Source organism: Tenacibaculum sp. SZ-18 (genome assembly GCF_002813915.1).
GTDB lineage: Bacteria > Bacteroidota > Bacteroidia > Flavobacteriales > Flavobacteriaceae > Polaribacter.
In genome coordinates, this window is the sequence record NZ_CP019335.1 from 2,718,703 (window position 1) to 2,743,128 (window position 24,426).

The 24,426-nt window shown below is 31.0% G+C and carries 29 protein-coding genes; all 29 read left to right on the forward strand.

Annotation, left to right across the window (positions count from 1 at the left end; translation table 11 throughout):
- Positions 1-718 precede the first annotated feature (718 nt).
- The 29 genes from BTO06_RS12080 (at position 719) to BTO06_RS12215 (ending at position 24,364) form a co-directional block, all read left to right on the forward strand.
- Complete coding sequence (locus BTO06_RS12080; RefSeq protein ID WP_100925550.1) at positions 719-1,234, forward strand: MltR family transcriptional regulator; 516 nt, start codon at positions 719-721, stop codon at positions 1,232-1,234.
- A 35-nt stretch (positions 1,235-1,269) separates the two neighbouring features.
- Positions 1,270-1,851, forward strand: coding sequence for a hypothetical protein (locus BTO06_RS12085; RefSeq protein WP_100925551.1), 582 nt, complete (start codon positions 1,270-1,272; stop codon positions 1,849-1,851).
- Positions 1,852-1,942: 91 nt separating this feature from the next.
- Positions 1,943-2,503, forward strand: coding sequence for a hypothetical protein (locus tag BTO06_RS12090; protein WP_100925552.1), 561 nt, complete (start codon positions 1,943-1,945; stop codon positions 2,501-2,503).
- Between the two features lie 725 nt (positions 2,504-3,228).
- Positions 3,229-3,576: a hypothetical protein gene (locus BTO06_RS12095; protein ID WP_157811832.1), complete on the forward strand. Its 348-nt coding sequence runs from the start codon at positions 3,229-3,231 to the stop codon at positions 3,574-3,576.
- Positions 3,577-3,732: 156 nt separating this feature from the next.
- Positions 3,733-4,212, forward strand: coding sequence for a hypothetical protein (locus tag BTO06_RS12100; RefSeq protein WP_100925554.1), 480 nt, complete (start codon positions 3,733-3,735; stop codon positions 4,210-4,212).
- Positions 4,213-5,026: 814 nt separating this feature from the next.
- Positions 5,027-5,404, forward strand: a complete 378-nt coding sequence (locus tag BTO06_RS12105) for a hypothetical protein (RefSeq protein WP_100925555.1) — start codon at positions 5,027-5,029, stop codon at positions 5,402-5,404.
- Between the two features lie 184 nt (positions 5,405-5,588).
- The gene (locus BTO06_RS12110) at positions 5,589-5,858 is read left to right on the forward strand and encodes a hypothetical protein (protein WP_100925556.1); all 270 of its coding nucleotides are present in this window, start codon (positions 5,589-5,591) and stop codon (positions 5,856-5,858) included.
- Positions 5,818-6,129, forward strand: a complete 312-nt coding sequence (locus BTO06_RS12115) for a hypothetical protein (RefSeq protein WP_100925557.1) — start codon at positions 5,818-5,820, stop codon at positions 6,127-6,129. The genes BTO06_RS12110 and BTO06_RS12115 overlap by 41 nt, the downstream gene beginning before the upstream one ends.
- A gap of 673 nt (positions 6,130-6,802) precedes the next feature.
- The gene (locus BTO06_RS12120; RefSeq protein ID WP_100925558.1) at positions 6,803-7,726 is read left to right on the forward strand and encodes a hypothetical protein; all 924 of its coding nucleotides are present in this window, start codon (positions 6,803-6,805) and stop codon (positions 7,724-7,726) included.
- Between the two features lie 48 nt (positions 7,727-7,774).
- Positions 7,775-8,332, forward strand: a complete 558-nt coding sequence (locus tag BTO06_RS12125) for a hypothetical protein (RefSeq protein ID WP_100925472.1) — start codon at positions 7,775-7,777, stop codon at positions 8,330-8,332.
- 741 nt (positions 8,333-9,073) lie between these two features.
- A complete protein-coding gene (locus BTO06_RS12130; RefSeq protein ID WP_100925559.1) occupies positions 9,074-9,667 on the forward strand; it encodes a hypothetical protein in 594 nt (197 codons plus the stop codon).
- A 147-nt stretch (positions 9,668-9,814) separates the two neighbouring features.
- Positions 9,815-10,108, forward strand: a complete 294-nt coding sequence (locus tag BTO06_RS12135) for a hypothetical protein (RefSeq protein ID WP_100925560.1) — start codon at positions 9,815-9,817, stop codon at positions 10,106-10,108.
- Between the two features lie 10 nt (positions 10,109-10,118).
- Positions 10,119-10,655, forward strand: coding sequence for a DUF2199 domain-containing protein (locus tag BTO06_RS12140; RefSeq protein WP_100925561.1), 537 nt, complete (start codon positions 10,119-10,121; stop codon positions 10,653-10,655).
- A gap of 668 nt (positions 10,656-11,323) precedes the next feature.
- On the forward strand, positions 11,324-11,860 hold the full coding sequence (locus BTO06_RS12145; protein ID WP_100925562.1) for a hypothetical protein: 537 nt from the start codon (positions 11,324-11,326) through the stop codon (positions 11,858-11,860).
- A gap of 215 nt (positions 11,861-12,075) precedes the next feature.
- The gene (locus BTO06_RS12150; protein ID WP_157811729.1) at positions 12,076-12,546 is read left to right on the forward strand and encodes an OmpA family protein; all 471 of its coding nucleotides are present in this window, start codon (positions 12,076-12,078) and stop codon (positions 12,544-12,546) included.
- A gap of 157 nt (positions 12,547-12,703) precedes the next feature.
- On the forward strand, positions 12,704-13,237 hold the full coding sequence (locus tag BTO06_RS12155) for a hypothetical protein (RefSeq protein ID WP_100925563.1): 534 nt from the start codon (positions 12,704-12,706) through the stop codon (positions 13,235-13,237).
- Positions 13,238-14,055: 818 nt separating this feature from the next.
- Positions 14,056-14,514: a hypothetical protein gene (locus tag BTO06_RS12160; protein WP_100925564.1), complete on the forward strand. Its 459-nt coding sequence runs from the start codon at positions 14,056-14,058 to the stop codon at positions 14,512-14,514.
- A 934-nt stretch (positions 14,515-15,448) separates the two neighbouring features.
- Entirely contained in the window at positions 15,449-15,592 is a 144-nt protein-coding gene (locus BTO06_RS18520) for a hypothetical protein (RefSeq protein WP_157811692.1), read from the forward strand.
- Between the two features lie 128 nt (positions 15,593-15,720).
- Positions 15,721-16,563, forward strand: coding sequence for a class D beta-lactamase (blaOXA, locus tag BTO06_RS12165; RefSeq protein ID WP_443081492.1), 843 nt, complete (start codon positions 15,721-15,723; stop codon positions 16,561-16,563).
- A gap of 374 nt (positions 16,564-16,937) precedes the next feature.
- Complete coding sequence (locus BTO06_RS12170; protein ID WP_157811833.1) at positions 16,938-17,387, forward strand: hypothetical protein; 450 nt, start codon at positions 16,938-16,940, stop codon at positions 17,385-17,387.
- Between the two features lie 81 nt (positions 17,388-17,468).
- Positions 17,469-18,050 (forward strand): hypothetical protein, encoded by a 582-nt coding sequence (locus BTO06_RS12175; protein WP_100925567.1) that lies wholly within the window; start codon positions 17,469-17,471, stop codon positions 18,048-18,050.
- A 153-nt stretch (positions 18,051-18,203) separates the two neighbouring features.
- Positions 18,204-18,710 (forward strand): hypothetical protein, encoded by a 507-nt coding sequence (locus BTO06_RS12180; protein WP_100925568.1) that lies wholly within the window; start codon positions 18,204-18,206, stop codon positions 18,708-18,710.
- Between the two features lie 60 nt (positions 18,711-18,770).
- A complete protein-coding gene (locus tag BTO06_RS12185; protein ID WP_100925569.1) occupies positions 18,771-19,007 on the forward strand; it encodes a bacteriocin immunity protein in 237 nt (78 codons plus the stop codon).
- 136 nt (positions 19,008-19,143) lie between these two features.
- The gene (locus tag BTO06_RS12190) at positions 19,144-19,386 is read left to right on the forward strand and encodes a hypothetical protein (RefSeq protein WP_198517078.1); all 243 of its coding nucleotides are present in this window, start codon (positions 19,144-19,146) and stop codon (positions 19,384-19,386) included.
- A 202-nt stretch (positions 19,387-19,588) separates the two neighbouring features.
- Positions 19,589-20,572: a DUF6624 domain-containing protein gene (locus BTO06_RS12195; protein ID WP_232731454.1), complete on the forward strand. Its 984-nt coding sequence runs from the start codon at positions 19,589-19,591 to the stop codon at positions 20,570-20,572.
- Between the two features lie 275 nt (positions 20,573-20,847).
- Positions 20,848-21,594 (forward strand): peptidase E, encoded by a 747-nt coding sequence (locus BTO06_RS12200; protein WP_100925570.1) that lies wholly within the window; start codon positions 20,848-20,850, stop codon positions 21,592-21,594.
- Positions 21,595-21,774: 180 nt separating this feature from the next.
- Entirely contained in the window at positions 21,775-22,146 is a 372-nt protein-coding gene (locus tag BTO06_RS12205; protein WP_100925571.1) for a transposase, read from the forward strand.
- A 400-nt stretch (positions 22,147-22,546) separates the two neighbouring features.
- The gene (locus tag BTO06_RS12210; protein WP_100925572.1) at positions 22,547-23,083 is read left to right on the forward strand and encodes a DUF6090 family protein; all 537 of its coding nucleotides are present in this window, start codon (positions 22,547-22,549) and stop codon (positions 23,081-23,083) included.
- A gap of 186 nt (positions 23,084-23,269) precedes the next feature.
- Positions 23,270-24,364: an adenylate/guanylate cyclase domain-containing protein gene (locus BTO06_RS12215; protein ID WP_100925573.1), complete on the forward strand. Its 1,095-nt coding sequence runs from the start codon at positions 23,270-23,272 to the stop codon at positions 24,362-24,364.
- Positions 24,365-24,426: the final 62 nt, after the last annotated feature.

The following is a 24,426-nucleotide window of genomic DNA, read 5'->3' on the forward strand; positions in this document are numbered from 1 at the left end:
GCATTCTCTATAAATCAAAAATTATATTTACTTTTAAATCATGAAAAACGAATGAAAAATTGCTGCTAAAAATCATCGCAACTTTTCATACACAATTACGTTAACTATCATTGTCGAGAATTATGTGAAGTTCTCCTTTTGATAAATCAAAGTCAGTTTCAAAATTGTACTTTTCAACAATAATTTCAGCTTCTTCCTTTTTTTAGAGAACTAAACGTTTGATGGTTTGGCTCATTTGCCAATCTCCTAATTTCTTGATTGTCGGTTCTTGTTTTGTGTTTGAAAAATCTCTGGCTCGTTCCAATAACTTAGCTTACTTTTTACTTTTAAGTAGAACCTCATCGTATTTTTAGCCAATTCTCGCTGAACGTTCTGATCCGTTCTTTTTCTAAAAAAAGGCTATTTACAACAATCAAATTACGCAAACTAAATGCAAGTAAGGCTTTTGACTATTTATCTTTTATTGACTGACAATTGTTCTTGTTTATAAACATCTAGATTTGCATTCTGTCTCGTTTGCTTTCAGTGTAAAATTTTCTAAACGCTTTGAATTTTGGCTAGTGTTCTCCAACATTAGTTAACAGCGTGTATAAAAAATTGCTTCTTTCTCTATAAATCAAAAATTATATTTACTTTTAAATCATGTAAACGAATGAAAAATTGCTACTAAAAATCATCGCAACTTTTCATACACAATTACGTTATGTCTAATTAAGAAATGAATAAAAAACAAACAGAACCTGAAATAAAAGAGCTAGGAAAGTTTTTCAGCACTATTCAAGGAGAAAGTGATAGAGGAACAGTTCTATTAGTTGCTTCAATTCTTGACGAATGGCTTTTTGAAATTTTAAAATCATATTTGATTCAAGATAAAGTTTCAGAGGACTTATTGAGTGGATTTGCTGCTCCTCTAGGTACATTTTCTTCAAGAATAAAAGCTTGTTACTCTCTTTCCTTAATTGAAAAAGAAGAATTTGATTTAATTGAAGTTATTAGAAAAATAAGAAATGAATTCGGTCATAATTGGCAAGATATATCATTCAAATCACCCAAAATTAAAGGACAACTTGATAAACTTTCTTGGTATGGGCCAGAAGACATTGATGAAAGTTCGCGCACTGACAGATCAAAATTTGACTTTGCTGCTACTAATATATTAGTTAATCTTATTTGGAGAAAAAGGTTAGTTGCTAAAGAGAGAATTCAAATGAGAATTTGGCCAAATAAAAGTTGAAAAACTGGGTGTAAAAATATACCCAATTAGAAAAAATGAATAGAGCCAAAACTAAAGAAGCTGAAAACTTAACAACTTTTCAATTTAATCAGAGGATAAAAAAATCTCTTGCTCTTAAATTTGGATTTGACGGACTTTACAGCGGAGGTCATACTATCCGAAATGAAAAAGGATGGAGAGATAACGAAATAGGAATAGATTACATTTGGATTACTAAAATTAATAGGTCTTTTGTTGGATTCGGAGGTTTGATAACTATAAAATTTGATAAAAGTGAATTCCGAGAGATTAAAAATCCTGAAAAACTAATCCAAGGAATTTTTCTTTATGATTCAAAAGGAAATATAAAAGATATATATTTTGAGGAGCAGATTGACGAGATTAATGATCCTATAAAGAACATTAATAATCTTGAACTATTTACCGTAAATGAGGGAATTACTCTTGACGGAGTATACTATGAATACAATGTGATAACTCGAAATATCGAAACCTATTTTTCTGTCAACAACCCAAATAATGGACAATGGAAAATTTGGGAGAAGGAAATCTGGAATTTGGGAAATAGACTTGCTCAAAAATCGGAGAACGAGGAAATGAAACAACTATTTGAATAAAATAAAAAAGACATAACAATTTGTATAGTTCATTTGCTCCCTTCGGTAAGCAAACGCACCATACAAGAGACGTTGTGCAACATTAGAAAAAATGAAATTCCAAACTAAAATATTACTGATTTTAACTACTGCTTTTCTATTAAGTTGTAATGGAAAACAAGATCAAACTGAAAAACGGATTGAGGGAATAGCGGAAATTAAAACTGACTCAATTGAAGAAGGAACAGCTTCTCTAATAAAAGAATCAAAACCAGAAATCACTCGACCTTGTGATTTTAGAACTTTAAAAGAAATTGATTCCTTGATGCAACGTAATACAGAACTTGATGCACAAGCATATCTTAAGTTCATTGTGAATATGAGAATTGACTGTGCGAACAACGTTGAATACAGTCAATGGAACAATGAACTGATTTTTAAGATGCTTGAGAAAAACCCAAAAATGTTTATTGCATTTTTAAGTAGATTTTCAACAAAAACAAGAAGCAATGAAAAAACAGATTTCGTCCTTGAAGAGTTGGGAAATCCAATCCACGATGGAATTGTATTAAATAAAATTTTGAAACGATTAGACGAAACTGACACTGAAGATTCCAAATTAAAAGAATTAGTTTCCGAATCAATAAATAAAGCGATTGAAAAAAACAAATAACGTTGCACAACAATGGCTATAAAGCATAGCCCTAACCAACCAAACCGTTTCTACGCTTCATAGCCGGAACGTTAACTATCATTGTCGAGAATTATGTGAAGTTCTCTTTTTGATAAATCAAAGTCAGTTGCAAAATTGTACTTTTCAACAATAATTCCAGCTTCGTCCTTTTTTTAGAGAACTAAACGTTTTATGGTTTGGATCATTTGCCAATCTCCTAATTTCTTGATTGTTGGTTCTTGTTTTGTGTTTGAAAAGTCTCTGGCTCGTTCAGATAACTTAGCTTACTGTTTACTTTTGAGTAGAACCTTATCGTATTTTTAGCCAATTCTCGCTGAACGTTCTGATCCGTTCTTTTTCTAAAAAAAGGCTTTTTACAAAACTTAAAATACGCAAACTAAATGCAAGTAAGCTTGTGACTATTTATCTTTTATTGGCTGACAATTGTGCTTGTTTGAAACCGTTTGGAGTTGCATTCTGTCTCGTTTGCTTTCAGTATAAAATTTTCTAAACGCTTTTAATTTTGGCTAGTGTTCTCCAACATTAGTTAACAGGGTGTATAAAAAATTGCTTCATTCTCTATAAATCAAAAATTATATTTACTTTTAAATCATGAAAATGAATGAAAAATTGCTACTAAAATCATCGCAACTTTTCATACACAATTACGTTGTATGTAATGTGAGCAACTAGCTCAAAAAAAAATGAATAATAAATTAAAAAGTATGAAAAAATTATTTATTACTGTAAGTCTGATTTTAGCAATTGGAATGAATTGCTATTCTCAAAATGAAGTTGAACCTGAAAATAAATTGACTTACTCTTGTGACCAAATAGTAAAACAGAATTTTGAAGAAGGAACAATTACTCTTACCGGAAATGTGAACCTGAAAACCAGTGTGTTTGAATTTGAGAATGCAGATAAAATCGTTCTAAGTAAAAAAACAAAAGAAATATTTGTGATAGGAGGTTATAAAGTTTATCTAAATGGTGGAACAATAACTCAAAAATCTACATCGGAAAAGAAATGGTTAAGATATAAAATTGGAGAAAGTGTAGCCTATGTAGAATGAAAAACTACATACAACAATGTATAACCGCAATTACGGCGGATTCGACTAGGTCCGAATCCACTCGGAATTACAAATGTTAGTGCTTAACCGAAAAACAGTAACTTTAAACCCGTAACTGACGGTTATACGATACCGTTAGGTGTAATAAAAACTCATATGAAAAAAGGAACTTTTACAGCATTAATAATCGGACTTATATTAATTAGTTGCGGAACAAAAAAAGTTGATAAGTTTACTTATAACTTTCAATATTACAACTATGATAATTTTCAAGTTGAAAACAAAGGGGAAACGGATTTAAAGAATATTATATCAGAATTCCGAAATTTTCCTTGGAAAGAACAAACAAGTAAATTCAATAATCCAGAGACCAAATCAAACCCTACAATCGGAATTAAGGACAATCTAAATGACTATGATTTTGGAATTTTTACCTATCCCAAAAATGACCAAGTTGTCTACGTAATCTATCATTCATACAAAGTGAACGGAGAATGGGAAGAAAGTTTTAGAGAAGGGTTTAGCGAAGAATCAATTGAAAAAGGACTCAAACTTTTCTTTGAAAGAAAACATAAAGAGTTACCGATATTTTTAGAAAAGAATTCAGCGAAAGAATTCGGAATTCCATTGAATTAATAAACTACACCTAACAACGGTTATAAGTAATGCGGGACTAGTTTCTAAAACATTACTTTCTGGTTCTTTTTCCGCTCGCAATTTGTATCTTTAATCAAGAAAATAATAAACATAAAAATGGCTCGCTTAAGTTAGTGCTCGATTGAAACAAAAGAGCTGTCAAAACCCGCACTACTCATAACCGGAGCCGTTAACTATCATTGTCGAGAATTATATGAAGTTCTCTTTTTGATAAATCAAAGTCAGTTTCAAAATTGTACTTTTCAACAATAATTCCAGCTTCGTCCTTTTTTTAGAGAACTAAACGTTTTATGGTTTGGCTCATTTGCCAATCTCATTGTTTCTTGATTGTCGGTTCTTGTTTTGTGTTTGAAAAGTCTTTGGCTCGTTCCGATAACTTAGCTTACTGTTTACTTTTGAGTAGAACCTCATCGTATTTTTAGCCAATTCTCGCTGAACGTTCTGATCCGTTCTTTTTCTAAAAAAAGGCTTTATATAAAACTTAAAATACGCAAACTAAATGCAAGTAAGGCTTGTAACTATTTATCTTTTATTGGCTGACAATTGTTCTTGTTTGAAAACCTTTAGTTTTGCATTCTGTATCGTTTGCTTTCAGTGTAAAATTTTCTAACCGCTTTGAATTTTGGCTAGTGTTCTCCAACATTAGTTAACAGCGTGTATAAAAAATTGCTTCTTTATCTATAAATCAAAAATTATATTTACTTTTAAATCATGAAATTGAATGAAAAATTGCTACTAAAATCATCGCAACTTTTCATACACAAAACGTTGTGCGTAAGTTGAGAAAAACGCTATGAATTGGAAATGGATTTTTGAAAAAGGAATGTTTTGGATTTTAATCCTGACATTTTTCATGGGTAATTATTTCAGTGGACAAGAAATAATAGGAGAGAATAAAACTGTTGGCTGGACATTTGACCAATCAAATCAATGGATTATTAACGGTTTGATAGTTTTTGGTTCGTGGTTGATTTTTTTTATCGGTTACGGAATTGTAGCACTAATGCGAAAAAAAACTGACTTAAATTTATCAATTGCTCATTTAGCGATTTTTATCTTGACTTTAATAATTGGAATCGTAAACGACTTATTTGGAACTAGAGTTTTAATAATTAGCTTGATTTCAATTCTTGTGTTTGGATTAAATATTTATCGGACTTTTAAAAAATAAAAAGCAGAAGACAATAGCGGAATGAAAAACCTACGCACAACAATGTATAACCGCAATTACGGCGGATTCGACTACGTCCGAATCCACTCGGAATTGCTAACGTCTGTGCCAAGCCGAAAATTAACGCATATTAACCCGTAACTGACGGTTATACGAACCCGTTGTAGCCAATTAGAGAATAATAATGAATAAAGTCAAAATTGATAATGGATTTTATAACCAAGGACAGGAAGGACTCTTATTGACAGGAATTCTTCTTAGTGGAAAAGTTCAAAAAAATGACATTCTAATTTTGAATGATATTGATAGAATACCCATAATTGAGGTTGAGTTTGATGAAAATACTTTCCCAGGAACTATACATGTTAGGCTAATGGTTTCAAGGGATCATGATATAATATGGCATAAATTATATGGAAAAGAATATAAAATTGATTCCACTAAAAGACATTGAAGACCAAATAGAATTTTGGAAAGGAACTCGTTTTCGTCAATATGGAATAGGCCTCAATGTAGCCGATAAAAAGGATGATTTTTATGAGTACATGTTAGCTGAAATTCCTGGTGAAAGAGGCTTTATGTTGTTGACTTGTGTTGAAGGATATAAATCTGGTAGTGCTTTGGCTTTAGTAAAAACATCAGAAAATCAGACTAATTTTACAGTAAAAGGAGAAGCTATTAAGTACTCCATGGGAACAGAAAACACATTTTTAAAAAAAGAATAAAAACAGGCTACAACAAAACCTAAACTGCATTAAAACGCAGCTTAGCCAAAACGTTAACTATCATTGTCGAGAATTATGTGAAGTTCTCTTTTTGATAAATCAAAGTCAGTTGCAAAATTGTACTTTTCAACAATAATTCCAGCTTTGTCCTTTTTTTAGAGAACTAAACGTTTGATGATTTGGCTCATTTGCCATTCTCATTATTTCTTGATTGTCGGTTCTTGTTTTGTGTTTGAAAAGTCTTTGGCTCGTTCAGATAACTAAGCTTACTTTTTACTTTTGAGTAGAACCTCATCGTATTTTTAGCCAATTCTCGCTGAACGTTCTGATCCGTTCTTTTTCTAAAAAAAGGCTTTATATAAATCTTAAAATACGCAAACTAAATGCAAGTAAGGCTTTTGACTATTTATCCTTTATTGGCTGACAATTGTTCTTGTTTGAAAACGTTTAGTTTTGCATTCTGTCTCGTTTGCTTTCAGTGTAAAATTTTCTAAACGCTTTGAATTTTGGCTAGTGTTCTCCAACATTAGTTAACAGCGTGTATAAAAAATTGCTTCTTTCTCTATAAATCAAAAATTATATTTACTTTTAAATCATGTAAACGAATGAAAAATTGCTACTAAAAATCATCGCAACTTTTCATACACAATTACGTTGTGGTGCATAATGTAAAATGAAAACTCTACTAATCATATTGGCAGTAATTGGCGGAATAATCGGACTGATTTTTCTGGGACTTGTCATTGCCACAAATAGAAGAAGACCAAAATTCAATAACAAAGGATTTACTTTACTAGAAAAGAATCTCTTAACAGAGCTTTTTGACCTCTTTGAACCAGATTTGTCTAACAAGCTTAAAAAACAAGTTGAATATTTCGAACCCAAACGAAAATGGAGACAGTATTGGGAAAAGAGTATGTCGGTGGAACTTTATGGAGACAATACCAATCCTCTATCGGACGAATTGCGATATAATAGAAGAGATGAGAGCAAACTTGCTACGATTCGATTTAAGGTCAATAACGAAAAGTATTCAGTCGAATTTGACAACTACGATGGTCGACTTTGGGGCTGGAAAATAAGACCTAATCCAAAGTCAATAATGAAATTTAATTCATTTGAATTAACGAGCAAGAAAATCAATACTGACCCAGACTCTTTCGCCCAACCATCTTTCAAAAAGGAAAAAGTAAAAGAAGTCCCGACCTTTACTGGTTGGATTTCCAAACTGACTGAGTTTGATAATGTCAAGGAGTCATGGCATCCAATCGGCTCGGAATTTCTCGGAAATTACACGAGACTTATTGACTCAAAACTTCCAGACGGATATGTTGAATTAATCACGCAAACCGAAGGACTAGATTTTAAGCAATTCAGAATATTGGGAGTTTCAGAAATCTATACAACTGGACTTGATGATGGTAACTACTACCATCTAGCAGAATTTGACGATGGAATTATTGCGATTAAAGAAGGCGAGCAAACAGGCAAATTATATTACTGCCATTATTCTGGATTGACAGATGAGTTGAGTTCCGATTTTGGAAAAGAACTAATTGAAAAAATAAAAAATACGACACCACAACACGGTGTATAGTGCATACCCTGCGGGATACGCACCATACACGGAACGTTGGGTACAATTATGAAAAAAATACTATTGACCTTTTTTATATTATCTTATTCTATAATTTCGAGTGGACAATCTAAAATCAAAGGACAACTTTTTGATGAATATGGTAATGCTGCGTGGGCTGAAATATTTATAAACGGAGAACCCACCGAATGGATGAGCTATAATGGAATAATTAATCTAGTTTGTACTGAAAACGGAATTAACGAAATTACATTTAAATATTTTGGACATTATATAACAAAAATAAAAGTTGAATGTAATGACGACATTGTTGATTTAGGAGAAATTTATTTAATAAGTGGAAACTTTTGGTTAGATGGTCCAAAAAATGGTTTTATATCAGACAATTATAAAAATGGGAAAGTAAAATATAAAATAAACATTAAAAGGTGGAAACCTCACGGAGATTCAAAGTTTTATAACTCTAAAGGAGAACTAACTCAAAGACTAATTTATAAAAAAGGGAAACTTTTAAAAATTTATATTAGAGAAAATGGAAAGCTTAATGAGCTGAAATTTGAAATAACAAAAAAAGGTGAAATATTAACTGTACCCAACAAAGTATAAATTTTATTGCTGTTTTTAGTCTACTTGCGAAAGTCCTAGCGAACTTTCTAATTAGTAATAATTTACTTACTTTTAAAGTGAAAACAACGCAACAAACTTTATACAGAGCCGTTAACTATCATTGTCGAGAATTATGTGAAGTTCTCTTTTTGATAAATCAAAGTCAGTTTCAAAATTGTACTTTTCAACAGTAATTCCAGCTTTGTCCTTTTTTTAAAGAACTAAACGTTTTATGGTTTGGATCATTTACCAATCTCCTAATTTCGTGATTGTCGGTTCTTGTTTTGTGTTTGAAAAGTCTCTGGCTCGTTCTGATAACTTAGCTTACTTTTTACTTTTGAGTAGAACCTTATCGTATTTTTAGCTAATTCTCGCTGAACGTTCTGATCCGTTCTTTTTCTAAAAAAAGGCTTTTTACAAATCTTAAAATACGCAAACTAAATGCAAGTAAGGCTTGTGACTATTTATCTTTTATTGGCTGACAATTGTGCTTGTTTGTAAACCTTTAGATTTGCATTCTGTCTCGTTTGCTTTCAGTGTGAAATTTTCTAAAGGCTTTGAATTTTGGCTAGTGTCCTCCAACATTAGTTAACAGCGTGTATAAAAAATTGCTTCTTTCTCTATAAATCAAAAATTATATTTACTTTTAAATCATGAAAAACGAATGAAAAATTGCTGCTAAAATCATCGCAACTTTTCATACACAATTACGTTGGCAGTAAGTCTTAAAAATGGCTCCACATGAAGAAAAAACACCTCATTATTATATTAATCTATTTTATTTCGAGTTCTTTTCAAACAAAGAAATTTATTGATAACTATGATTCAAAACTAAAGATAACACTTAACTACATTTTGACTACAATAGTTAATTCTGACTTAAAAAAACTCCCCTATAAAGTAGATAAGAATAATTTGACGTTGTATGTTAATCTTAGGAAAGAAAAAGACTTATTTAGAAATTCTAATTTGACTTTCGACATACAATTGTGGAGGGAAAACAATTTTGATGTTAAAACAAATTATGAGTTTAATGGGATAAAAATCTACTTCGGAAATACAAAACGGAAATTTATAAAAATGTTTAAAATTACTTCTTATTTAGAAAACCACAATAAAACAGAAAAAGAAGAATTTAAAACTATTGATAATAATAAACCGAAAAAAGAAAAAAATGAAATTCAATTAATTACAGAAAATCCAATTAGAGACCCTTTGACTGAAACTAATATTTACTTTAATCATAATTTAGAAATAACATATATTGACAGAGAACAGTTTATACCAATATTAAAGAAAGAAATATCATTTGATAGCGATTATTATGATGAATAAACAACCTACTGCCAACAAAATGTATAATTAATTGCTAGGTTCACTGTACTTTAAAAAGTATTCCCTGAAACAAAAACCAATAATTTTTATTTACATTTGGTAAAAAAAATCGCAACTAATCATACACAAAACGTTACCCAACATTAGATGAAACTAATTGAACTTATAACGAACATTGATGAAATAGACGAGGAAGCCGTTCTTTATGTAAAAAGAATTGATGGTGATTTTTCGCGAGAATCAGAAGTGGTAATACTAAATTTAACGGAAGAAGAATTAGAATGGAAAACTTTTGAAATAACAGAAAAGAAATGCCCAGGTTTCGAATATTTTATGGAAGCTTTCCTGATTAAAGAATTTATGGAAGATGTATCATCACAATATCCCAGTCTTGAAAAAAAATGCGACAGATTGATCCATTATGTAGAATTTGATGCTTAACCAATTATAAATGTTCTGGAAAAAGAAGAAAAATAAGTCGACTAAATTTAATTGTTCTGAATGTGGCAACGTGCATTCTGACTGGCCAGCATTAGCTTTTAAATCGCCAGCAAATTATGATTTCCTTTCTGACCAAGAAAAGTGTGAACTTGGTAAATTAGACTCTGACTTTTGCGAAATTCATTATGAAGACCAAATTGATCGATTTATAAGAGTAACACTGACTCAAAAAGTGAATGATACTTGTGAAAACTTGGATTATGGACTTTGGGTTTCGTTAAGCGAGAAAAGCTATTCAGATTATAAAGCAAATTTTAACAATGAAAATCACGAAACTGGATATTTTGGTTGGCTTTGTAGCAATATTCCAGAATACGGAGATACTATGTCAATTCCTTGTGATGTAATAACAAAAAGTGGAAATGACAGACCTGAAATTTTTCCTCATGAAGATTTTGACCATCCATTTGTTCGTGATTATTATGATGGAATTTTAAAATCAGAAGCGGAAAATAGAATAAACGAAATGATAAAAAACGTTGGGTAACAAGGTGTAAAAATGCATTAAAACACATTTTACACTAAACGTTAACTATCATTGTCGAGAATTATGTGAAGTTCTCTTTTAGATAAATCAAAGTCAGTTGCACAATTTTGCTTTTCAAGAGTAATTCCAGCTTCGTCCTTTTTTTAGAGAACTAAACGTTTTATGGCTTGGATCATTTGCCAATCTCCTAATTTCTTGATTGTCGGTTCTTGTTTTGTGTTTGCAAAGTCTCTGGCTCGTTCCGATAACTTAGCTTACTTTTTACTTTTAAGTCGAACCTCATCGTCTTTTTAGCCAATTCTCGCTGAACGTTCTGATCCGTTCTTTTTCTAAAAAAAGGCTTTTTACAAATCTTAAAATACGCAAACTAAATGCAAGTAAGGCTTGTGACTATTTATCTTTTATTAGCTGACAATTGTTCTTGTTTATAAACATCTAGATTTGCATTCTGTCTCGTTTGCTTTCAGTGTAAAATTTTCTAAACGCTTTGAATTTTGGCTAGTGTTCTCCAACATTAGTTAACAGTGTGTATAAAAAATTGCTGCATTCTCTATAAATCAAAAATTATATTTACTTTTAAATCATGAAAATGAATGAAAAATTGCTGCTAAAATCATCGCAACTTTTCATACACAATTACGTTGTGCTTAATACCTAAAAAAATAATTATGAAAAAGATTACTTTCATTCTGATTTCACTTATAACTCTAACAAATTGCGGAGTTAAAAAGAAAATTATGTTAGAACAAAAAAATGAAAATTTTAAGGAATCAACACATTACAATGTAATACTACCCGAAAATTGGAAGCCTATTCTTGATTCTCACGACTTATTGGGTTATTCCCCTAAAAACCTAAAAGACATTAATAAAAACATAGTACGAATTTACGAGTTAAAATTAACTGGTAATAAAGAGAGCTCTCTCAACAACTTTGTTCAAGAGGACGTTGAAAGGTTGAATAATATAGTAAAAATTGACTCTCAAAAACTCTCAAAAGAAAGCACAAAATATGGAGAAACTTATAGGTTTGAATACGAACATAATTGGAATTTTAAACATTATAAAAAAACATTTTTTTATTTCAAGCATAGTGATTTTATATATAAATTCAGTTACTCATCTGAGATTAAGTACTATAAAAATTATGAGAATGATGCTATTTTTATATTCAATAATTTAGAATTTAAGAAAAAACAAAAATAACAGAATTGATTAAGCACAAAGCACAACAAAGTATAACCGCAATTACGGCGGATTCGACTACGTCCAAATCCACTCGGAATTGCTAACGCTAGTGAATAAAAAAGAAAATAATAACTAATTTAACCCGTAACTAACGGTTATACGAAACCGTTGTGAGCAATATGAAAAAACTCTTTGCATTATTAATTTTGACCATTATTTCAGCTTGCGTTAGAATGAAAAAAAATTGCGTGAATGCAAATAAAATTGAAAAAAAATCGACCGAGTATTTAGTTTCAAAATCAGATAGTATTTTTGCAATTAGAGAAAGTGAGCGGGAACAAAAAGCAGAATTAGAAAAGCAAGGAATTATAAGTGATATTAATTTTGAGAGTAATATTTACTTCAACCAGAATTGCTTTACAACAGAGAAGTTAGAATTTGCTTATTGCGCAATTGGAGCTATGCTTAAAAACGAGAATTTAAGAATTCGGATAATTGGTAACTTGGATAAATTTGAATTAAAAAACAATCCTGAATTATCACTCAAGCGGGCTGAATTTGTTCAGATGATTATGATTAAGAATGGAATTAAAAAAAATCGGATTGAAATACTTGATGTTAAAAACGACCGACCAAACGCTCCTTTAAATGAAAAAGGGAGAAAAGAAAATCGTCGAACTGATTTTGAAATTATTAATGAATAAAATACTTCTCACAACAATGTATAACCGCAATTACGGCGGATTCGATTTCGCCAGAATCCACTCAGAATTGTTAACGTTTCTGCTTAACCGAAAAATAGTAACTTTAATCCCGTAACTGACGGTTATACGAACCGTTGTAAAGCATTGAATACAGAAAATGAAAGAACTCTTAAAAAAACTAAAACTTATTGATTATTTACAAACAGAACTAATAATTCAAAAAAATGACTTTGTAAATAAATTAAGAAATCATGTGGACGAAGGAAGTACAGGGATTTTCTCGGACACTTTTGACGTTTTTTCGTCCAGCAAGAATGAATACAAAGGAGAAGTTAGCTTTAATGGATTCAAAATAAAAAGAAGAAGAAAATTCTTTGACATGAATATGAATATGGCAGTCGCTAAAGGCACGTATAGTCAAAAAGACGACAAGCTGATTATTGATACAGAAATAAATGGATTTCATGGAATGATGATTCCTTTCTATATTTTTTGCATCATTATTTATGGTGTATTCATTGTTGGATTTTTGTCAGCAGATGAAATTGGGGGAAATGCCCCAGGATTTGCTTTTCCTTTCATTATTATACATGCTGCTTTTATGATGGGAATACCATACTTTATAATGAAAAGAAGTACTAAAAGGCTAAAACACGAATTAGAAAGAGAGTTCTTTTATTTAACAAAATAAAACGCTTTACAACACTGTATATAGCAAATAGGGCATCTAGTGGCTTACGAAAGTTCAGTGCTATTTACGAATACCGCCAAATCGTTGATTTGGCTTTTAAGAATGAATAAATTAAAAACAAAATACAACGTTTTGGCTCAGAGCAAACCCGATAGTTCAGTGCTTTCTACTGCCCTACTTGCCATATACTAAACGTTAACTATCATTGTCGAGAATTATGTGAAGTTCTCTTTTTGATAAATCAAAGTCAGTTGCAAAATTGTACTTTTCAACAATAATTCCAGCTTCGTCCTTTTTTTAGAGAACTAAACGTTTTATGGTTTGGATCATTTGCCAATCTCCTAATTTCTTGATTGTTGGTTCTTGTTTTGTGTTTGAAAAGTCTCTGGCTCGTTCAGATAACTTAGCTTACTGTTTACTTTTGAGTAGAACCTTATCGTATTTTTAGCCAATTCTCGCTGAACGTTCTGATCCGTTCTTTTTCTAAAAAAAGGCTTTTTACAAAACTTAAAATACGCAAACTAAATGCAAGTAAGCTTGTGACTATTTATCTTTTATTGGCTGACAATTGTGCTTGTTTGAAACCGTTTGGAGTTGCATTCTGTCTCGTTTGCTTTCAGTATAAAATTTTCTAAACGCTTTTAATTTTGGCTAGTGTTCTCCAACATTAGTTAACAGGGTGTATAAAAAATTGCTTCATTCTCTATAAATCAAAAATTATATTTACTTTTAAATCATGAAAATGAATGAAAAATTGCTACTAAAATCATCGCAACTTTTCATACACAATTACGTTAGGCACAATTAGAAACAAAATTATGGCATCAGCATTTTGGACATTAGAAGACGGAAGAGGATTTGCAAGACGTTGGTCTGGAATGTCATATATGTTAGATTTAATAACCAACGAACTTAAGAACATAAATGGAGCCGAGGAATTTTATACATACTTAGAAAAGTTTGTGTTTCGAGAAGAAAATGGAGATGAATACAATGGTTACGGTGGATTTTTTCGAGATAACGAGGACATAATGTTCAATTTTGATTTAAGGTCATTTACACCTGCAAATCGAAAATATTTTTGGGAAGCATCTCAAAAGGCATTAACGAAATTAAAATTAGAGAATGACAAGAAAAATGAGGGAATAATATTTCTTTTCACTACTCTACTTGATATGCATAAAAGAATAAAAAGAGGAGAAAATCCAATGGAATTGAATCATATGAATATAATTGAACCTGAACCGAATGAAAAACTCGGACCAGGTTGGAATTAAAATAACTGTGCCTAACAATGGCTATAATTCATTGTGGTTTTGTGCCACACCAAAGTAAAAGTATAAATCAAACGGCTGGATTTCGGTGGAATAATCCTGCGGATGATTCCACAACGAAATCATAGCCGAGACCGTTAACTATCATTGTCGAGAATTATGTGAAGTTCTCTTTTAGATAAATCAAAGTCAGTTGTAAAATTGTACTTTTCAACAGTAATTCCAGCTTCGTCCTTTTTTTAGAGAACTAAACGTTTGATGGTTTAGATCATTTGCCAATCTCCTAATTTCGTGATTGTCGGTTCTTGTTTTGTGTTTGAAAAGTCTCTGGCTTGTTCCGATAACTTGGCTCACTTTTTACTTTTGAGTAGAACCTCATCGTAATTTTAGCCAATTCTCGCTGAACGTTCTGATCCGTTCTTTTTCTAAAAAAAGGCTTTTTACAAAACTTAAAATACGCAAACTAAATGCAAGTAAGGCTTGTAACTATTTATCTTTTATTGGCTGACAATTGTTCTTGCTTATAAACCTTTAGATTTGCATTCTGTCTCGTTTGCTTTCAGTATAAAATTTTCTAAACGCTTTGAATTTTGGCTAGTGTTCTCCAACATTAGTTAACAGCGTGTATAAAAAATTGCTTCTTTCTCTATAAATCAAAAATTATATTTACTTTTAAATCATGAAAATGAATGAAAAATTGCTACTAAAAATCATCGCAACTTTTCATACACAATTACGTTGTATGTAATAAGTCCAACTTTTGGCTTTTAAATACACTTTTTGATTGTGATCAAGGATAGGTAAAACAGGATTAAAATTAACTAAACGTAAGAATGCAGTTTAGTCAAGCTTATCGATTGACATCGTATGAGAGTTACACTTTCAAATACGCATGCTAGCGTAATAAGCTTGCCGAAATTAGAAGATTTTTTTGACAATGTCAAGTTTTAAAACGATAATTTTATTTAAATCAATGTTTTACAGCAAAGCAGAAAATCATTTTTCAGATAACAAACCATATCAGTCTGTGGTTGATATAATTCATAATCTTGAAAAAACAAGTGGATTTAAAGTAATCTGAATGTAGCGCCTGGACTGACTACGTAAATATAAAAACAGAAACTATAAGATTTTAGCTATATTTACTACAAACAACAACGTGTAAATTGCATTAAAACGCAACTTACACGAAACGTTAGCACTAATAGAATACAAATGCGATATTTAATTATCACCCTACTACCTATTTTGATGTTTTCCTGCAAAACAAAGGAAAGTAAGGAAGACGTAAAATTTGATACCCCTGCAGAAGTAGTAGTACCTGAATTTCAAACAATTTTAGACTCTTCAGATTTAGAAGGAGCAATACTAATTTACGACAAGAAAAAAAACACTTATTACTCAAATAGTTTTTCGGAATCAAGAGTTCAACATTTGCCAGCTTCAACTTTTAAAATTCCAAATTCAATAATAGGACTTGAATTAAATATTTTAGAAAATGACAAAACAATATTCAAATGGGATGGAACTGAAAGATATCTTCCTGTTTGGGAACAAGACCTATCATTAAAAGATGCATTTCAAACATCCTGTGTTCCTTGCTACCAAGAACTTGCTAGAAAAATTGGAGTAGAAGAAATGAAGAAATATGTCAAAAAGCTAAAATTTGGACAAATGGACATAGGCGAAGAGACCATAGATAATTTTTGGTTAATGGGATCCTCTAAAATAAGTCCATTTGAACAAGTTGACTTCTTAAAAAGACTAAAGGAAGAACAGTTACCAATTTCAAAATCTACTCATGAAACTATCAAAATCATATTAAAAATCGAATCTACTGATTCCTACACATTGAGCGGTAAAACAGGTTTGTCTGTATATGGAGAGAAAGATGTTGGTTGGTTTGTAGGTTTCGTTGAGAAAGAAAGTAATGTTTATTACTTCGCGACCAAAATAAGTCCAAGATTAAATGATATGGCTAGAGATGATTTCAATCCTTTAAGGCAAGAAGTATCAATTAAAGCACTAAGTAAAATGAATATAATTGAATAAATACTAGTGCTAACAATGTATATAGCAAATAGGGCTTTCAGTGGTTAACAAAAGTTCAGTGCTATTATCAATACCGCCAAATCGTTGATTTGGCTTTTAAAAATGAATAAATTAAAAATAAAATACAACGTTTTGGCTCAGTGCAAACTTGAAAGTCTATCGCTTTCTTCTGCCCTACTTGCCATATACTAATCGTTGGCATTAATTTGATGAATACAAAAATCTTCATAATAGTTTTCTTAGCAATAGCGATGATAGGTTGTAAAGGCAATAAGTCTAGCAATGAAAATACAATCCGTGTTAATGCGGAAGACACTATCCAACTTCAACCATCATCAAACAAAATAGTTAAGGTTGACACAAAAGCAACCAAATTGGACGGAATCGCAGATGGCACCTTAAAAGATACTTCTGAAGATTGGACAGGAACACATAAAGTAAAACTCGAACTCAAAGAATTTGAAGTCATGGATAGTGTACTCTATTCTCTATTAGATTCACTAGTTAAGAGCGAAAAAAAGTGTCTAAGTTCAAACTTAAGCGCTCTGCATTGGACATTGTTTGAATGGCAGGAAAACGTCTACCATTTGACAATGGCGAGTGATGTTGGAGAAGCAGAATATAAAGGATATTTTATGATTGATAACATGCTTTTTCTAACCACAGAAAATCTACCTAAGAACTTAAAGCAGACAGGAGAATTCAAAAAATTTGAGTTTGAAGATAAGAACTTCCCATATCCAGAAGATTATTCGACCTATTTCGTTGCAAATGTGAACGGGCAAATGAAATTGATAAAGTCCTATACAATACCATGCGATTGAAAAAATAAAAAACTAATGCCAACAAAACCTAAACTGCATTAAAACGCAGCTTAGCCAAAACGTTGCCAGTAATTTGAAAAAATGGAATATACATTAATACTTCTAGCAATTTTTATTGTTGCGATTTCTAGAGCATATTATTTAGATTATAAAAGTGATAAGGAAGAATTTAAGTTTTCTTTAAAAAAAGTTGGAAAAAAGGTTCTTGAATATTGTTTTATTCTTTTAATAATAATTGGAATTAAATCTGCTTACACTTATTTCATTCCCTTAAATAAAACTCACGGAGTTGAATACAATTCGGAACGATTGAAATTAGGAATCCCACAAATATCAGGCAATCTAAAGTATATTCCTGAATGGTCAGAGCAATTCGAACTAGTTTGGTATAATGAAAATTCAAAAAATGGACATTTTAAAAAAATTGTTGAATATGGAGTTTTAAATGCAAAATCTGAAACTGACTATTACAAAAATGAAAACAAAAAAGATATTTATGTATGGTCAGAATATGATTTTACCGATAACTCGTTCGCATATTTTATGGAGAAACCTAATGATAAAGTTGCTTCCGTTTCGGAAAATGGACAACTAAAAATTGAAAAACCAAGAATAGAGCAGAAAATAAATAAATCGGAATTTGAAAAATTTATAAACGAATAAAAACTACTGGCAACAATGGCTATAAGTAATTGCTTGTTCTCGCCTACTTCTGAAAATCCTCGCGGATTTTATATTCGGTTTGTATTTGCTAAATTAGGTACTTAAACCACGCAACTAATCTTATACAATCACGTTATCTGTAATAAGAAATAAATGAAAAACTTAATAATAATTATAGGCTCAGTTTTAGTTGTATTAGGTTGTCAAACCAAACCAGAAGAAAAACCAAATTTAGAAGGCGACCTATATTATACTTGGTTGAAACTAGGTAGCTTTTATCAACAACCTGATAGCCTCTATCAAAATTATACCGAGTTAAGAGATAGCCTTGGGATTGAAGAACTTAGAAAACAGGATTCAATAGGAACGTCTCATATTGAATTATTAGAAAAACACGATTTAGTAAAAAGTCCCTTTATATACCTTAAAACTGACTCTGATTCCACCTTCATTGTTTATTTGACTGCCAAAGACTATGCACCAATTACGGAATATACATATCAGAATTTGATTGATAACAAGCAGAAAGTCAGATTGAAATTAATAACAGAGCAACTGACTGATAAATTACGGATTTGTAAAAAAGTCATCTCGATTGAGAAAATTGCAGGTAAGACTTTACAAAAACAGAAGAAATTTAAAATAGAAGAATACAGATAACACCACCTAAACTGCATTAAAACGCAGCTTAGTCAAAACATTGTAGAGTATTAGAAGAATATGACACGAGAGAAATTAATTGATATTGGGAGAAGAATTGTTGCATGTGATAGTACAGAAGAAGATATTGATATATTGACAGAAATGTTTGACAAAAATGTTCCTCATCCAAATGGTTCTAATCTATTTTTTTATCCAGAGAATCATAACGCAAGGAGAGCCGATATATCTAATTATAACCCTTCAGTTGAGGAAGTAGTTGATAAATGTTTGTTCCATAAACCAATCCAATTTTAGTAAACATAATGAACGAAAGAGCATTTAAAACATTGATTGAATACCTAGAAAAGTACCTTCCGTTCAGATACCAATATCATATGGTGACGAAGATGGGTTTTGGTGGATAAAATTTTCACTTGACATAGAAAATCAATTGGCTTGGAATGTGGTTCAGGAATTTGGACACGTGATGAACTACTTGTCAATTGAAGAGAGACTACCAACAATATTTTATCCAGTTTCTCCTCCGCCCTACATGAATGGTGGCCCATATGATTTTCTCTCATGGGTCATAGAAACAAAAGATAAAAAGTTTAACCCAGAAGCACTTATGAAATGGATTGAAGGTAGACTTCCTAGTCCAGTTGAGGATTTAGAACGATGGAATGAAGAATAAAAACACTCTACAACAAAGAACTGAGGTAAAAAACAACGATAATCTATTCAACTTAAGAAGGATATAATTAATTACGGCTGAAATTTCTAATCGGAATTTCGAACCTTTTTGCTAACTTTATGGTTACATCAGAATGATACTCGCGTAGCATTCCGTAACGAAAGCATAACCAAGAACCTTAGCAAAAATAAAAACAAATAGCATGAAAAGAATAATTTTAACGGCAGTAATCGTAATATTAATATCGAATTTTGCATTTGGGCAAAAAGATATGACTAAGTATAAGGCACTTATAAATACAGCAGATTCTTTATATAACGCTAAAGACTATAAAAATTCAGCAACTGCATATCAAAACGCATTTGATTCTAATGAAGGAAAAGCTTATCCTAGAGATAGATATAATGCAGCTTGTGCTTTTGCTTTGGCAGGAGATTCGGAAAAGGCATTTTATCATTTAATTTATTCAGCTGAACATCCTAGAATAAAATACAAAAACTATAATCATATCACTACAGATTCAGACTTGAATTCACTTCATAATGATGCAAAATGGGAAAAGCTAATTAAATTAGTAAAAGTAAATAAAGATGAAGCCGAAGAGGATTTAGACAAACCTCTTGTAGCTATTCTTGATACAATTTATAGAGAAGACCAAACCTATAGAAAACAAATTGGAAAAATCGAGGAAAAATATGGTCGTGATTCTGACGAAATGAAAAAACATTGGGAGCTGATTAACGAAAAAGACGCAATCAATTTAATTAAAGTTCAAAAAATTCTTGACGAAAGAGGTTGGTTAAGTTCAAAAATAATTGGTAATCAGGGAAACTCAACATTATTTCTTGTAATCCAACATTCACCTTTAAAAGTTCAAGAAAGATATTTACCAATGATGCGTGAAGCTGTAAAAAATGGAAATGCAAGGGCGAGTAGTTTAGCACTTTTAGAAGATAGAGTATCATTAAGAAAAGGTGGAAAACAAATTTACGGAAGTCAGATTGGTCGAGACCAAGAAACTGGAGAATACTTTGTTTTGCCTTTAATTGACCCTGAAAATGTAGATAAAAGACGAGCAAAAGTTGGACTTGGACCAATTGAAGGTTACATAAGTAATTGGAATATAACTTGGGATATTAAGAAGCATATTAAAAAAACTGAAAAAGCTGTAAAAGATAAGAAATAAATACGTTTGCTAATAAAGTATATAAATAATAAAACAAAGTCAGTTAAATTAATAATTTGATGGTCAAAAGAAAAATAACGATAAAATTCTAAATTTAGCTAAGTACAAAACAGAAATATAAGTGCGTTTTAACCCCTTACTATTCTTAAACTAAACCATAGCAATCCCTATAGAAATCAAAAAATTCCTTAAGACTTTAGCAGCCGTCAAGAGCAATATGGGAACTAAAAACATTAATAAAAAACTTGACGATAATCGAAATTAAAATCAACAATATGAAGAGATTTTTACTTTTATTACTAATATGTTCTAGCCTATTAACTTTCGGGCAAAATGACAAGAAATTATTTGTTTATGGCGGTCAAATAACCAAAGAGTTTATAAAGTATACTGCTGAATTGACAGGCAAAGAAAATCCGAAAATATGCTTTTTGCCAACTGCAACAGGCGATAATCAATATTATATTAACTACTGGTATCAATTATGTTCTGACTTGAAGTTGATCCCAAAGGTTATGGAAGTATGGATTAACTCAAGTACTCAAAAGGAGTCGTTCGAAGAAATACTATTGAATATGGACGCAATCATTGTAGGAGGCGGAAATACATTAAATATGTTGGCTATATGGAAAGCACAAGGAATAGATTTAGCACTTAAAAAAGCTTATGAAAAAGGGATCGTACTGGCAGGAGGTAGTGCAGGTTCATTGTGTTGGTTCAACGCTGGAACAACTGATTCTAGACCTAAAGAATTAACTATAGTAAATGGACTTAGCTTTTTAAATTACAGTCATTGTCCTCATTATCATTCAGAAAAGTCTCGAAAGCCGTTATATCATGAAAATATTTTAAAGAAAAAATTATCTAGTGGATATGCTTGTGATGACAACTCTGGTATTCTTTTTATCAATGATTTGGCCACCGAAAGTGTTTCAACGGACTCTAAATCATTTTCCTATTACGTTCAAGAGAAGAATGGAAAAATAATTGAAGAAAAATTAGAAACTAAAATTATAGAATAACTGCTTACAACAATGGCTATAAATAATTGCTGGTTCTCGCCTATTTTTGAAAACCTTAATGGATTTTCAATTTGTTAAATACCTGCAATGTTTAGTGATAAACCACTCAACTACTCATAACTAAAACGTTGGCAACAATATTGACCCGTCCTGCATAAAGGCTACATAATTTTAAACATTATGTATAAAAACGACAAAGTCATCAGACGTTATTCAGAACCTTTTAAATTGAAAATTTTAGACGAACTTACAACTGGAAAATTAAACAAATATCAATTAGGTGAGGCATATGGTATTGCTCCAACTACCATTAATGAATGGATCAAAAAGTATAACCGTAAAGACCTTATGAACACCAGAATAACCGTGAAAACTAAGGATGAAATAACCAGAATTAAACAGCTTCAAAAAGAGATTGAACAACAAAAAAAACTCTTGTTAAAAAAAGACTTGGATGCTATGATTCAAGATTCATACCTAGAAGTTGCTGCAGAAAACCTTGGTTATAAATCTGTAGCAGAACTAAAAAAAAAGCTAAATATAGAGCGTTAATTACATCTAAAATCAAAGCTAAAGGATTTGCGTCTTTGACAACTATAACTAACTGTTTCGGACTTAAACGTGATGCATATTACAAATATAAACACAGAGCTGACAGACGTTTAAAGATAGAACAACAGGTTATTCAAATTGTGAATAAAAAACATAAATCCTTACCAAGAGAAGGTGCTCATAAACTCAAAATATCCTAAATGATTTTGATAATGTGACACATGCAAAAAGAGCTGCAAAAAGTGCAATCAATCTATACAACCAAATAAGAGTACACGTATCTTTAGACTATAAAACACCGAATATGGCATACAAATTAACAGCCTAAATCAAATTTTAACCTGTAGCCATATTTCAGAACTAGACAGCGAAAAAATCCAATATAAAGAAGGAATTATTTATGAAAGGAATAAAGCACTTAATAAAGGAGATTTTGACAGTTATGATTGGAATTTTAATCGCATTATTCATAAATAACTGGAATGATGAAAGAAAGGAAAAGAAATATCTAAATCAAGTTTATTCTTCCATTCAGAACGAGTTGAAAGAAAACATTGATCATATTAAAAAAGTTTTACCCAAACACCAAGCTTCTGTCGACACAATCAATGTATACTTGAATAATGATCGAATTTCAGTGTACCAAATAATAATAAAAGCAAACGGAATTCACTCGCCTCCAATTAAAACCAATGCATGGAACGCCATAGCGAATACCAAAATCGAATTGATTGAATACAATAGGCTATCTGCCCTTGCTGACGTAGATTATCGGAAACAGAATTTAATAAAAAGGATCGAGAAACATACTGAGTTTATATTCCAAAACTTTGAGGAAACGGATAGAACAAAAAAGGAGATTCTTAAGATGCTGATTTTAGATATAATGGGTGCAGAAAAGAGACTACAAAATGAAATGGAGAATTTAATAAAATAAAAACCCAGCTACTAACAATGGCTATGATTCATTGCAGCTAAATTTCCTCAGCGGAAATTCAATCTTATTAATTATCTTTCCGAAACATAGGAAATCGACTCGCGTCCTTTTCCTGCAAAAAATCAAACACAAATACGTTGTAAGAAATGTGAATTAATTTACAGGTATTTAAAATCATCCACGAGTATGTTCGCAAGTATAAGACAAAAACTCTCTCATTATAGCATTAAAGGAAAAATAATAACCGTTTTATGGATAACTTTAATTTGGACTTTAATACGATTATTTATATTATTTGAAACCTATGCCGTAAATACGGATTCTCTAGAATTAAATGAAGGAATAGTATCAAGTATTCTAATCATTATTTCTGCAGGTTCGATTATTGGAACCAGTTTAGTATTTCTTTGGGAACGTTGGCTGAGAAGAATCGTCTACTTCAAAGCCATGTTTTATATTTTACTATTCTACTCCTTTGTTTTTTTTATTTTTCGTCCTTTGGAAGTAGTATTGACGGAGCTAAATAGCTCAAAACAAGCAATGGATACAGAAATATTTGTACTTAAATTTAAAGAGGCATTTAATCTCGTACTGTTGGTCAACTATATATATTGGCTGGTCGTTACGTTAATGACCATTTTATTTTTATTCATTAGGGATAAATTCGGCCCAATTACATTTGTTAATTTTTTAAAAGGAAAATACCTAAGGCCAAAACGCGAAGAGCGCATCTTTATGTTTATGGATTTAAAATCGTCCACTGCAATCGCTGAAAGGCTTGGAGAGGAACGCTATTTCAATTTCTTAAATGACACTTTTAGAATAGCAACTCCTGGAATATTACTTACGCAAGGGGAAATTTACCAGTATGTCGGTGATGAAATAGTAATTAGCTGGCTGATAAAAAAAGGAGTTAACAAAGCAAATTGTATTCGTTGCTATTTTGAAATAATCGAACTACTAAAGGAACAATCCGTTTATTTTGATGAGACCTACGGAACACAACCTCTATTTAAAGCTGGATTACATTTTGGTCATGTCATTACTGGTGAAATGGGAATTGTAAAAAGAGAAATTGTGTATTCTGGAGATGTTTTAAATACGGCTTCTAGGATACAATCACTTTGTAAAGAAATGAACACCGATATATTACTATCTAATAACTTAATGAAACAAATAGATCTAAAATTTCTAGATAAAGAATTTAAATCTGTTGGTAATATTACTCTTAGAGGGAAACAGCAAAAAATAGAGTTAGTAACCCCATTAAATAATGATTAAGTATTGACTGTAATTTGATCCATTCATCGATAGTTATAATTTAATAATAAACGATATTAAAT